Here is a 12,509-nt window from a genome sequence, read left to right as displayed (position 1 = left end):
AGGGGCTAGTCCGCCGATAAGGCGGCGGACTGCGCGCAAGAGCGCGCCGCCCGGAACACAGCAGAAAGCTGGCGGCTCCGCCGCTGATAACGTCACCCCGAAAAGACCGTGTCCGCTCACCTGGTTTTAGCTGCGCTGCAACCAGGTGAGCAGCCACGGCGGTCAATGGTTCGATCAACAAGTCGCTCGAACCGCTCCCTTTCTTTTCTTTAGAGTGCGCAGCGGAATCCTTGCGCCAATCAAGCTGAGAAAGGCCGGTTTCCGCGAGGCGAGAAGGAACGGAACAAAAACAGAATATTTAGACACGCGTTGCCGCTATCGCTAAAAATGGGCTAAGTCATTGACTTTAAATGGAGGCGAGTACCGGAATCGAACCGGTGTACACGGATTTGCAATCCGCTGCGTCACCACTCCGCCAACTCGCCTTTGTGGTCCAGCCGCACAGCTAACGGATTACAAACGGTGCTGCAAGTGCCACATTGCGGCAAATTCAAGCGCATCGGCGTTGCTCGGGCCGGGCGGATGTGGCACAGCGTAATCTAGCAAAACGATACGGACGGGTTCAGCGACATGACCGATTTTGCCGCACGGCGGACGATGATGGTGGATACGCAGGTCAGGCCCTCTGACGTCACCAAGTTTCCGATCATCGACGCCATGCTCACCGTCCCGCGGGAGCAGTTCGTTCCCACCGCACAGCGTGAGGCGGCCTACCTTGGTGAGAACCTCGATATCGGCGACGGCAGGGTCATTCTGGAGCCCCGCACGCTCGCCAAGATGCTGGATGCACTCGATATCGGAAATGATGAACTGGTGCTCGATGTGGGCGCAGCGCTCGGCTATTCCTCCGCCGTGATTGCACATATGGCAGAGGCCGTCGTCGCGGTAGAGCAGGACGAGGCGCTGGCAGGTGATGCCCAGGAGGCACTGGCCGAGGCCGGGGCAGACAACGTGATCGTTCATCAAGGTCCGCTGACGGAGGGTGCGCCCCAGCATGGTCCTTACGATGTCGTGGTGATCGAAGGTGGTGCGCACCATCTGCCTGCGGCTTTGGAAAAACAGATCAAGGAGGGGGGCCGCGTGGCCTGCCTGTTCATGCAAGGCGCACTGGGCGAAGTGCGGGTCGGTCTGAAACAGGATGGCCGGATCTCCTGGCGCATGGCATTCAACGCAGGTGCGCCTGTGCTCCCCGGTTTTGCCGAGGAACCCGCTTTCGAATTATAACTGAACAGAGGCCCGAGCAGGGCGACCATGGAAAGAGGCAACAAAATGGCCCTACCGAAGACAGTCAGACGAACCCGGCGCAAGGCCGCCAGATTGATCGCATCCGCAGGACTGGCGCTAGCCCTCGCGACCCAGTCGGCGCAGTCCGAAACGCTCGCCGATGCGCTGGTTGCAGCCTACAAGACCAGCGGCCTGCTGCAACAGAACCGTGCGCTACTGCGTGCCGCCGATGAAGATGTCGCCACCGCGGTCTCAGCGCTCAGGCCCATCCTGAACTATAGCGCCAGCCTGCAACGGGACTTCGGTGACAGGCGGTCGACCAGCACGCTGACGGGAACGGCGAGCACCTCCAATCTTGAATCCACCAACGCCACGGCACAGTTGACCGCCTCGCTGCTGCTCTATGATTTCGGGGCAACGTCGCTGGGCGTCGATGCGGCAAAGGAAACGGTCCTTGCCACGCGCCAGCAGTTGATCAGCCTTGAGCAGGAAGTGCTGCGCCGCGCGGTGCTGGCCTACCTCAACGTGGTCGCCAGTCGGGAATTCGTCTCGCTGCGTCAGAACAACCTGCGACTGCTGACCCAGGAACTCCGCGCTGCTCAGGACCGGTTTGAAGTGGGCGAAGTCACCCGCACGGATGTCTCGCAGGCGGAGGCGAGCCTGGCGGAGGCGCGCAGTGGTTTGGCAACGGCCCAAGGCGATCTGATGACCGCCGTCGAGGAATACCGCAGCGTGACCGGCAATGTACCGGGTGCGCTTGCCCCCCCGCCCCGCTTGCCGCAACTCGACAACAACATCGAGACCGCGCGCGCGCGCGCCATCCAGAGCCACCCCGACCTGCGCGCAGCACAGCACCAGGTCGCCGCGGCAGAACTGAACATCATGCGGGCCAAGGCATCGCTGAACCCATCGCTGTCTGCCGATGGCTCGCTCAGCTACACCGAAAACCTCGACAGCAGCAATTTCACACGGTCCGGCAACATCGGGCTGCAGCTCAGCGGGCCGATTTACCGCGGCGGGGCGCTCTCCTCGGCAATCCGCTCTGCCATGGCATCGCGGGATGCGCAGCGGGGCAATCTGATCAACGTGCAGCGACGGATTTCTCAGGATGTGGGTGCTGCCTACGCCGCGCTCACCGCGCAGCGCGCCAGCCTGCAAGCGACCGAAGAGCGGATCCGCGCGGCCCGCATCGCCTTTGAAGGTGTGCGCGAGGAAGCCACCTTGGGCGCGCGGACCACATTGGATGTGCTGGACGCCGAGCAGGAGCTGCTGGACGCGGAAACCTCACGCATTTCAGCGCAGGCGGATCTCTATCTGGCGGCCTACGATGTCTTGCAAGCCACGGGCCGCCTGACCACCCGCGATCTGGCGCTGAACGTGCAGCAATATGATCCGAGCGCCTATTACGATCTGGTCAAGGATGCTCCGGTGCCGATCTCCCGTCAGGGCCAGAAGCTTGATCGCGTGCTGCGCGCGCTGCAGGCCGACTAGGCCCGCGGGTCACAAGCACCGGGCCATGAGCGGCCAGCAAGGAAAACGGTTCACCAGATGGCCAAGCCGACCTCAGATGCGGAAGTGAATGACGTCCTGTCGTCCGTCAGGCGGCTGGTGGCCGAACAGCGCGATCAGCAAAAGGCAGCGGGCGACGTCAGCCCCGCGGGCGACCGGCTGCTGTTGTCCGCAAAACAGCGTGTTGAAACGCCGGATGTGTTGCGCCTGGAACCGGATACCGCAGTTGAAGCCGAAACTGTGCCAGCGCAGCAGCCCGAGGAGAGCGCGCCCGCGCCGCTGCCGTCAGAGCCTGATGCGCCTTCTGCGGCGACCGAAGATACGATGGCCATAAAGACCTCCGCCTCTGACGAAGAGGAAGACGTCATTGACGAAGCAGCCCTGCGGGACCTGGTGGCCGAGATCGTCCGAGAAGAATTGCGCGGCCACTTGGGGGATCGCATCACTTTGAACGTGCGCAAGCTGGTTCGGCAGGAAATCCGCCGCATGATGGCCACCCGCGACATGGAGTAGCGCGCGCTTACGCCTTCAGCCCCGCGGACCAACCGGTGTGGCCAGAGCCAGCAACGCATCAAGGTCCATGTGGTCTTCGAGATGGGCCGTCAACGCGTCCAGCGTGTGTTCCACCTCGGCATCGTAGGCGGTCTGCGCCACTTGTCCGAGGCTTGCCAGCCAGGCGGCGCGAAAATTGTCCGAGGTGAAGATACCGTGCATGTAACATCCGAGGATCTGACCGCTGAGAGCACTCGCCCCGGCAAGGCCTGCTGAGGTCTGCAACCACCCGTTGGTGCAATCCGGACCATCGGTCTGCCCCATGTGGATCTCGTACCCGGCCACCGATGCACCGCTGGCCGCATGCACCGCCGTGCTCAAGGCCAAGGTCTTGCGCGGCGCCAGCACTGTCTCGACGTCGAGATGACCAAGCCCCGCTGCCGTGCGCGCGGGCCCTTCCAAACCGTCAGGGTCCGCAATGGTCCGGCCCAGCATCTGGTAGCCACCGCACAGGCCAAGGACGTGGCCGCCGCGGCGGACATGGGCCGCAATGTCGATATCCCAGCCTTGCGCGCGCAGGGCATCCAGATCAGTCAGGGTTGCCTTGCTGCCACCCAGCAGGATGACATCCGCAAGTGGCAGGGGCGCACCGGGCGGTGCGACGATCAGCTCCACCGCGGGTTCTGCCACCAGCGGGTCAAGATCATCGAAGTTTGACAGCCGTGGCAGCTGCGGCACAACGATACGAACCCCCTTGCCCTCTGAACGCGCCCGCGCAGGCAGATCTGCAATATCCTCCGCCGGTAGTTTGCCTGCCTGCTGAAACCACGGCAGTACCCCCAAACAGGGCCAGCCCGTCCGCGCGCAAATATCATCACGCCCTTCATCAAAAAGCTTAATATCACCTCGAAACTTATTGATCATGAATGCTTTTATCATGTCCTGATCGGACTCACCCAGCACCACCTGAGTGCCCACAACCTGCGCAATCACGCCACCACGGTCGATATCTCCCATCAGCACAACCGGCACGCCTGCCGCGTGTGCGAACCCCATATTGGCAATGTCGCGCGGGCGCAGGTTGGTCTCCGCCGGGCTGCCTGCGCCTTCGACCAGCACTAGATCACACCCATCGGCGAGCCGATGGAAACTCTCCAGCACATAGGGCATCAGCTGATCCTTGGCCGACCCGAAGACACGGGCCTCCTGATGGCCGAACACCTGACCCTGCACGATGATCTGCGCACCGGTGCTGGACTGCGGCTTGAGCAGGACCGGGTTCATATCCGTATGCGGCGCAATCCCGGCCGCACGCGCCTGCAGTGCCTGCGCTCGCCCGATCTCGCCACCATCAATCGTCACAGCGGCATTGTTCGACATGTTCTGCGGCTTGAACGGCCGCACAGACATCCCGCGCCGCACGCAGGCCCGCGCAAGACCTGCGACAATCATGGATTTGCCCACATTGCTGCCTGTGCCCTGGATCATGATGGCGCGCGCCATGGCAGCTTTCCCTTCCTGTTGGGGCCAACCTGCCGCATGATCGCGCCGAGGAAAAGGAGCAAAGATGAACACACCCGCGCATTTGCTGATCGGCGCTGCCGCCATGGCGCGTCCTGCCAACCGGGCCGTGGTCTGGGCGGCCTTTGCGGGCGCGCTGTTGCCGGATCTGTCGCTTTACCTGCTGGCCGGTGGCGCGCTGATCATCTGGCAGATACCTCCTCAGATCGTTTTTGATGAGCTCTATTTTTCGGACGCCTGGCAAACGGTCTTTGCCATCGACAACTCCTTCGTGCTCTGGGGGGTCCTGCTCGGCATCGCCATCTGGCGCGGCGCACCTTGGGCCATTGCCCTGACAGGCGCAGCCCTTCTGCATCTTGCGCTGGATTTCCCGCTCCACCACGATGACGGGCGCCCGCATTTCTGGCCGCTGTCGGACTGGATTTTCGAAAGCCCGCTCAGCTATTGGGACAGGGACCATGGCGCGATGTGGCTGGGTCCGGTCGAGGCAATCGCTGCCTCCTTGGCAGCCATCAGCCTTTGGTACCGGCAGCTCGGCTGGACGCTGAGCATCGCCGCAGCCATCCTGCTCATGGCTGAGTTATGGGTGGTCAGGCAATGGCTCTTTTTCTTCGTGGACGGCTGACACAAAAAAGCACGCCTCAAGGGGCATGCTTTTCTGTAAATCGAAAGAGGGTAGTATCAGGCAGCTTCAGCCTGTTGCGCGGCATTGCGACGCTCGGATTCTTCGCGCGACAGCGCGACCGAGGTCCGAACCCCTTTGCCGACGAAATCCATCAAGCCTGTGACGACCCGCTCGTTGGGGTCGATGCCTGCACAGCTTAGCACTTCGCGCCCATCGCGCGAGCGTGCCCAGCGGGCGATCTGCTCGGGGCCGTTGCCGTATTTCTTGTCATCCGCAATGGCGTCGTCTAAAGCAGCCAGTACCACGGCTGCGAAAAGTTTACGTGCACGGTTGCCTTGCTCGTTATTGAAGGCTGTGCCGTCAACGAAGTCATTCATTCGTCGTCCTTTCCTTTATTCTTGCTCTTGTCTTTCGGGCGTGGCGATCGTTATGACGGACTTCACACGATTCGGATACCCCATAACTGCATAGTTCGTATGCATGTAATGCATGGCGAAACGCCGTTTCGGTCCGTTTTTGCCTGTCTTGTCACGCTCCATCGGCAACGATATAGGGGGCGTTAGGAAATCATCAACCTTTTTGCCACGGTAGGCGCCCATGCCCAAAGTCAACGGAAACGAAATTCGCCCCGGCAATGTGCTGGAGCATAACGGTGGGCTGTGGGCCGCAGTAAAGGTCGATCACGTGAAACCGGGCAAAGGGGGCGCCTTTGCCCAGGTAGAGATGCGAAACCTGCGCAACGGCTCCAAGCTGAACGAACGGTTCCGCAGCGCTGACAAGGTTGAGCGGGTTCGGTTGGAGCAAAAGGACCAGCAATTTCTGTACGAAGACGCGGGCATGCTGATCGTCATGGATACGGAGACCTACGAGCAGGTGCAGTTGCCCGCCGAGCTTTTGGGTGAGCGGCGGCCCTTTCTGCAGGACGGCATGACCCTCGTCGTGGAGTTTTACGAAGACGAAGCGCTCAACGCGACCTTGCCGCAAAAGGTCGTCTGCAAGATCGTCGAAACCGAGCCGGTGGTAAAAGGCCAGACGGCGGCAAACTCGTTCAAGCCCGCGGTTCTGGACAACGGGATCAAGGTGATGGTGCCGCCTTTCGTAGGGCAGGACGAGGATATTGTCGTCAACACCGAAACCATGGAATACGCCGAACGCGCCTGAGCCGGCGTCCGCTGGGACGCGCTGGCGCATTCGCCCGATCCCCATATGATTTTTTGCCTTGGTCAAACCGTCTGTTAACCACAGTTGCGGCATCGTAGAACGGTATTTGCAAATCATCCCTTCGATTCTGCAAATTTGCAAACTACGGTGACGGGACGGCAAATGGCGACACAGAAACTCTATGCCGGTGCCAAGCTGCGCGAATTGCGTACCCGGTTGGGGCATACGCAAAAAGACTTTGCCGCCAAGCTTGGCGTATCGCTGCCCTACCTCAACCAGATGGAAAACAACAACCGCCCCGTCTCCACCACGGTGGTGCTGGCACTGGCGCAGGAATTCGGGCTCGACGTGACGGAGCTGAGTACCGGCGACAGCGAGCGGCTGGTCAGCGACATGCGGGAGGCCATTGCCGATCCGCTGTTTGCCGATGCCTTGCCGCCGCTGGCGGATCTTCGGCTCGCGGCCTCGAATGCCCCGGCCCTCGCCCACGCATTTCTGGAGCTACACCGCAGCTATCGCCAGATGCAGGAACGTCTCGCCTCACTGGACGAGGCACTGGGTCGAGAGGATGCGCGCGCCACACCCAGCCCGTGGGAAGAGGTGCGCGATTTCTTTCACTACTGTGACAACTACATCGATGCCGTGGACCGCGCGGCGGAGCATTTCGCGACCAAGGAGGGTGGGCATCGGAACATCCGTGTCGCCGCCGTCTCGACCCTCGGCAATGCCGGGGTCACTGTAACGTTCGAGGACACGGACGATCTGCGCCGTTTTGATCCCGACACGCGGCAGTTGGTGCTCTCGCGCCGCGCTCCACCCGAAAGCCAGACCTTCCAGTTGTTGCTGCAGGTCGCGCTCGTCAAGCAGGATCCGTTGCTGGAGGCAACCTTGGATCTGGCGCGCTTTCATACCTCAGAGGCCCGCGCCATCGCCAAGATCGGGCTGGCCAACTACTTCGCCGGTGCCGCGCTGATGCCGTATGCCAGCTTTCACGCGGCAGCGCGCGCCTGCCGCCACGATGTCGAAGCGCTCGCCGGACACTTTGGCGCGTCCATCGAACAGGTGGCGCACCGGCTCTCTACCCTACAGCGACCGGGGGCCAAGGGCATTCCCTTCTTCTTTGTGCGGGTCGATCAGGCGGGGACCATCACCAAACGCCATTCGGCCACCCGGCTGCAGTTCGCACGGTTTGGCGGCGCCTGTCCGTTGTGGAATGTGCACCGCGCGTTTGAGCTGCCGGGACGTTTCCTGCGGCAACTGGCCGAAACACCCGATGGCGTGCGCTACATCAACCTTGCGCGCGACGTGTCGAAATCATCGGGGCGTTTCGGTGCGCCTGTGCGCCGATATGCCATCGCCCTGGGGTGCGAGGTCCGCCATGCCAAAGATCTCGTCTACGCGGATGGCATGGATCTGAGCCGTGACGGTGCATTTGAGCCAATCGGGATCTCCTGTCGCATCTGCGAGCGCGCCAATTGCCATCAGCGCGCCCTGCCCCCTCTGGAGCGCAAACTCCATGTAGACACCAACCTGCGCGGTCTGTTGCCGTATCAGGTGGGCTGAGGCATACGCCCCGCCGACCGCAATCGCCGAACACATCGGTGGCCTCACAGATGGGTCTGGTTCGACGTCCCGATCAGCACTGTCGGTCAGCGCGCGTTTGTTCTGGGGCATCGACGGGAATGAGACAGGACACGGACAGAATTCACCGTGCAAGGCCCTCATTGATCCGTGCTGAAATGGCTGAATGATAGGGTATGGTGGCTCACCCTCTTTTCATGTCTTTCGCGTAGGGCCGCGTCAGACTGAACTGCTGCCCTGCTGTCCCTGCCCAACCCGACGCCCGAGCGATGCTCTTGGCCATATGCCAAACGTGCCCACCCTTGGTAAGCCGACCAAAACCGTGACGCAGCCTCAAAGGCTGCCAAGACGCTCCCCCGAGCGCGGAGCTTTCCCTCGTCACGTCGTTCGTCGCCTGGCACTCGCCGTCGAGACTGGCCCGGACGCCGAAGAAAGCCCTGCCTTTAGTGCCGTGCCGCGCGCCACCCCGCGGCCCGTGCCTCTTCACCCGAGCAAAACCACTGCTCACCCTTGTCATGGCGGATACCCGTTCTTTCGTAGAAGCGCTGGCCGGGCACGTGAAAAATATGCTCTCCGCTGGCAGAGATGTTCCCCTTTATCCAGCAATCCGGGTCCAGCGGGATCCGCCCTTTCGCCCGTGTCGCGCGATACCATGATGGCTGCTGAACCCGGTGAGCATGGAGCCCGGCATCCCGAACGGCGGCCCGCTTTTCCGCAAGCACGTAGTCATCAGAATACGTCCGGTAGGCAAATGCCAGTCCTTCCAGCACCAGTGTTTCCGACACGTCCTGCCCGCCAACGCGACAGCGGGCGACGGCACGTCCATAGCGGTCCGTGGTCACCAACGAACAGTTGGCAACCCGCCCTTCGAACCGCTGCGCCACGCGCTCGCGAACCCACCTCCCGCAGCGCCACGTCACACCCTGTTCCGTTGTGCAGGTCTGACCAAGCTCCGGCGCGTCAATCCCGAAAAGACGGACCTCAACCGCGCCCACGTAGAAGCCATCACCATCCACGACGCGCACGACACCCGACACAATCGGGTCGGACCAAACCGGTCCGCCGAGGGTCAAAAGCACCAAGCTCAGCCAGAATGACACCACGCGCATGGTTCGGGTGTGACGGAGACTCACCCCTCAAACAAGGCAATTCGTTAACCAAAGTTACCGATCTTTTAACGCTGCGCTGTCGCCCAGGCCGGATGGATCCAGGGCGCATCATTGGCCGGGGCAAGCGCATCACGACCCAGCAGGTGATCCGATACTTTTTCACCGACCATGATCGACGGCGCATTGAGGTTGCCATTGGTGATCCGCGGAAACACGCTGCTGTCCGCCACCCGCAGCCGGTCCACGCCGATCACCCGCGCCTGAGGATCGACCACCGCATGGACGTCCTCCGCCCGCCCCATCCGGCAGGTCCCGCAGGGGTGATAGGCGCTCTCTGCATGCTCTGCGACGAAACCATCGAGCGCATCGTCCGACTGCAACGCCTCCCCCGGCTGGATCTCGTGCCGCACGAAGGGCTTGAAGGCCTCTTGCGCAAAGATCTCGCGCGTCAACCGGATGCAGCGGCGGAAATCTGTCCAATCCTGCTCCGTGGACATGTAGTTGAAAAAGATCCGCGGTGCGGCGGCCGGATCAGCGGACGCGAGCGAGACCGCGCCCCGCGAGGGCGAGCGCATGGGCCCCACATGCGCCTGAAACCCGTGGCCTTCTGCGGCGACCTTGCCGTCGTAGCGCACCGCCAGCGGCAGGAAGTGAAACTGGATATCCGGGTACGGCACGCCCGCTTGTGACCGGATGAACCCCGCACTCTCGAACTGGTTCGACGTGCCAAAACCCTTCTTGAGAAACAGCCATTGCGCGCCGATGACGGCCTTGGATAGCAGGTTCCAGTGCTTGTAGAGCGTGATCGGCTGGCTGGCGGCCATCTGCAGATAAAGCTCCAGATGATCCTGCAGGTTCTGGCCGACACCCGGACGGTCCGCGATGACCTCGATCCCGTGCTCTGCCAGATGCGCTGCCGGCCCGATCCCTGACAACATCAGCAGCTTGGGCGAATTGATGGAGGACGCAGCCAGCACCACTTCGCGGTTGGCATGGATCATCAGCGTCCGCCCACCACGGCGGATCTCGACCCCGCGGGCCTGACCGTCCTCGATCATGACGCGGGTGGCGAGACCGTTCACGATCTCGCAGCGCCCGGTTTTCATCGCAGGCCGCAGGTAGGCATTGGCCGCAGACCAGCGCCGCCCCTGCCAGACGGTCTGTTCCATCGGGCCAAAACCCTCCTGTTGCGCGCCGTTGTAGTCCTGCGTGGTCTGGTAGCCTGCCTGCCGCCCGGCCTCTACGAACGCGTGATACAGCGGGTTCTCCCGTGGCCCGCGGCTCACGTGCAGCGGTCCGTCCGACCCGCGCCAGGCCGGATCGCCGCCCTGACCGGCATCGTGCCAATTCTCCATCCGCTTGAAGTAAGGCAGCACATCGGCAAAGGACCAGCCATCCGCCCCCTGCTCTGCCCAATGATCGAAATCCATCGGATGGCCCCGCACATAGACCATGCCGTTGATGCTAGACGACCCGCCAATCACCTTGCCGCGCGGACAGGCCAGACGGCGCCCGTTCAGATGCGGCTCCGGCTCGGACATATAGCCCCAGTCGTACCGTTTCATGTTCATCGGATACGACAGCGCCGCGGGCATCTGAATGAAAGGCCCCGCGTCCGTCCCGCCGTACTCGATCACGATCACCGACGCCCCCGCCGCACTGAGGCGGTAGGCCATGGCACATCCGGCACTGCCTGCACCGACAATCACGAAATCCGCTTGCATCACTCTGACATACCTTTGCAGCTGCGCCGCGCGGCACGCGCCTGAAAAATGGCGTGCGCGTCAGCGCTCCTTTGGATCAAATGGGTTAAAATGGCGCTTCCAGATCGCCCATGCGCACGTAGACCGACTTCAACTGGCTGTAGTGCTCGATCGCCGCTCGTGCGTTCTCACGCCCCACGCCAGAGGCTTTGACACCGCCAAAGGGGGCCTCCACCGGCGCGTCGTTGTAGCTGTTGATGAAACAGGTCCCCGCCTCGAACCCCGCCGCGACCCGGTGGGCGCGCGCAAGATCCCGTGTGAAGACGCCCGCCGCCAGCCCGAACTCCGTGGCGTTCGCGCGGGCCATCACATCCGCTTCGGTCTCGAAATCCAGCACCGCCATGACCGGACCAAAGATCTCCTCGCGCGCGATGACCATATCGTCGGTCACATCCGCAAAAACCGTCGGCGAAACGAAGAATCCTGGACGATCCAGCCGGGCACCGCCTGTCACCAGCCGCGCGCCCTCAGCCTGCCCTTTCGCGATGTAGTCCAGCACGATCTGCATCTGACGCTCCGACACCATGGGGCCAAAGCTCGTCTCTGGCTCCATCGGATCGCCAATCACCGCTGCACGCAGCCGCGTACTCAGCCGATCCAGAAAGGCTTCCTTGATCGAGGCATGCACAAAGACCCGCGTGCCGTTGGAGCAGACCTGACCGGAGGAATAGAAATTCCCCAGGATCGCGCCGCTGACCGCATTTTCGATATCCGCGTCCTCGAAAACGATCAGGGGGGATTTCCCGCCCAGCTCCATGGTCACGTGTTTCATACCTGCCGCCGCCGCCGCGTAGACCTTGCGACCGGTAGGCACGGAACCCGTCAGCGACACTTTGTCGACGCGGGCATCCGTGACAAGGCTGGAACCTACCTCGCCCAGACCCTGCACCACGTTATAGACACCCGCGGGCAGACCCGCCTCATGCAGGATCTCGGCCACTTTCAAGGCACAAAGCGGCGTGCTCTCGGACGGTTTGAAGATCATCGTGTTGCCGCAGGCCAACGCGGGCGCGCCTTTCCAGCAGGCGATTTGCGTGGGGTAGTTCCACGCACCGATACCGACACAGACACCCAGCGGTTCGCGCCGGGTATAGACCCAGTCCTCGCCAAGCTGGATGTGCTCCCCGGTCAGGGTCGCGGCCATGCCGCCGTAATATTCCAGCGCGTCGGCCCCGCTGGTGGCATCAGCCACGCTGGTCTCGCTATAGGGTTTACCGGTATCGAACGTCTCCAGCACCGACAGATCGTGATTGCGCGCGCGCATCATATCGGCGGCGCGGCGCAGAATGCGACCACGTTCGGTGCCGGTCAGGGCCGCCCATTCGGCCTGCGCCGCGCGCGCGCTCTCGATCGCCTGTTCGATGATCGCAGGCGTTGCCGCATGCACCGTCGCGATCTTGTCGCCCGTCGCGGGGTAGATCACGTCGATGGGGGTGCCGCTTGTGTCCTCGACATAGGCGCCGTTGATGAAATGGCTGGCGGTGGGTTGGGTTGAATAGGTCATGAAGCCTCCGGCGGAGATGT

General features: G+C 62.5%; 11 protein-coding genes and 1 tRNA gene. 6 read left to right on the top strand and 6 right to left on the bottom strand.

The annotated features are described in order from the left end of the window. Nucleotides 1–351 precede the first annotated feature (351 nt). A tRNA-Cys gene (locus Q1A53_RS06840) sits at nt 352–425 on the bottom strand. Between the two features lie 145 nt (nt 426–570). Between Q1A53_RS06840 and Q1A53_RS06835 the strand changes: the two genes are divergently transcribed. From Q1A53_RS06835 to Q1A53_RS06825, 3 genes are read left to right on the top strand one after another with little or no spacing between them, the layout of a single operon-like run. Continuing rightward, nucleotides 571–1,224, top strand: coding sequence for a protein-L-isoaspartate O-methyltransferase (locus Q1A53_RS06835; RefSeq protein ID WP_299964306.1), 654 nt, complete (start codon nt 571–573; stop codon nt 1,222–1,224). 45 nt (nt 1,225–1,269) lie between these two features. Then, nucleotides 1,270–2,715, top strand: a complete 1,446-nt coding sequence (locus tag Q1A53_RS06830) for a TolC family outer membrane protein (protein WP_299964305.1) — start codon at nt 1,270–1,272, stop codon at nt 2,713–2,715. A 57-nt stretch (nt 2,716–2,772) separates the two neighbouring features. Next, a complete protein-coding gene (locus tag Q1A53_RS06825) occupies nt 2,773–3,246 on the top strand; it encodes a hypothetical protein (RefSeq protein ID WP_299964304.1) in 474 nt (157 codons plus the stop codon). Nucleotides 3,247–3,261: 15 nt separating this feature from the next. Here the strand turns inward: Q1A53_RS06825 and Q1A53_RS06820 are convergent, their stop codons facing one another. Further along, a complete protein-coding gene (locus Q1A53_RS06820; protein ID WP_299964303.1) occupies nt 3,262–4,728 on the bottom strand; it encodes a cobyric acid synthase in 1,467 nt (488 codons plus the stop codon). A 64-nt stretch (nt 4,729–4,792) separates the two neighbouring features. On the opposite strand from Q1A53_RS06820, the gene Q1A53_RS06815 reads away from it, so the two are divergent. Next, the gene (locus tag Q1A53_RS06815; protein ID WP_299964302.1) at nt 4,793–5,371 is read left to right on the top strand and encodes a cobalamin biosynthesis protein CobQ; all 579 of its coding nucleotides are present in this window, start codon (nt 4,793–4,795) and stop codon (nt 5,369–5,371) included. 56 nt (nt 5,372–5,427) lie between these two features. Here the strand turns inward: Q1A53_RS06815 and Q1A53_RS06810 are convergent, their stop codons facing one another. Beyond that, entirely contained in the window at nt 5,428–5,748 is a 321-nt protein-coding gene (locus tag Q1A53_RS06810; protein ID WP_299964301.1) for a DUF6280 family protein, read from the bottom strand. Nucleotides 5,749–5,968: 220 nt separating this feature from the next. Between Q1A53_RS06810 and efp the strand changes: the two genes are divergently transcribed. Both efp and Q1A53_RS06800 read left to right on the top strand, forming a co-directional pair. Further along, nucleotides 5,969–6,532 (top strand): elongation factor P, encoded by a 564-nt coding sequence (efp, locus tag Q1A53_RS06805; protein WP_299964299.1) that lies wholly within the window; start codon nt 5,969–5,971, stop codon nt 6,530–6,532. A 162-nt stretch (nt 6,533–6,694) separates the two neighbouring features. Beyond that, nucleotides 6,695–8,095, top strand: coding sequence for a short-chain fatty acyl-CoA regulator family protein (locus Q1A53_RS06800; RefSeq protein WP_299964297.1), 1,401 nt, complete (start codon nt 6,695–6,697; stop codon nt 8,093–8,095). 461 nt (nt 8,096–8,556) lie between these two features. Here the strand turns inward: Q1A53_RS06800 and Q1A53_RS06795 are convergent, their stop codons facing one another. From Q1A53_RS06795 to betB, 3 genes are all read right to left on the bottom strand, one after another. Further along, nucleotides 8,557–9,222, bottom strand: coding sequence for a thermonuclease family protein (locus tag Q1A53_RS06795; protein ID WP_299964295.1), 666 nt, complete (start codon nt 9,220–9,222; stop codon nt 8,557–8,559). Nucleotides 9,223–9,287: 65 nt separating this feature from the next. Then, nucleotides 9,288–10,946 (bottom strand): choline dehydrogenase, encoded by a 1,659-nt coding sequence (gene betA, locus Q1A53_RS06790; RefSeq protein WP_299964487.1) that lies wholly within the window; start codon nt 10,944–10,946, stop codon nt 9,288–9,290. 85 nt (nt 10,947–11,031) lie between these two features. Continuing rightward, nucleotides 11,032–12,489, bottom strand: a complete 1,458-nt coding sequence (gene betB / locus Q1A53_RS06785; RefSeq protein ID WP_299964293.1) for a betaine-aldehyde dehydrogenase — start codon at nt 12,487–12,489, stop codon at nt 11,032–11,034. Nucleotides 12,490–12,509: the final 20 nt, after the last annotated feature.

This window comes from uncultured Roseobacter sp. (assembly GCF_947496515.1).
GTDB lineage: Bacteria > Pseudomonadota > Alphaproteobacteria > Rhodobacterales > Rhodobacteraceae > Roseobacter.
This window is presented reverse-complemented; position numbering and strand designations above follow the sequence as displayed.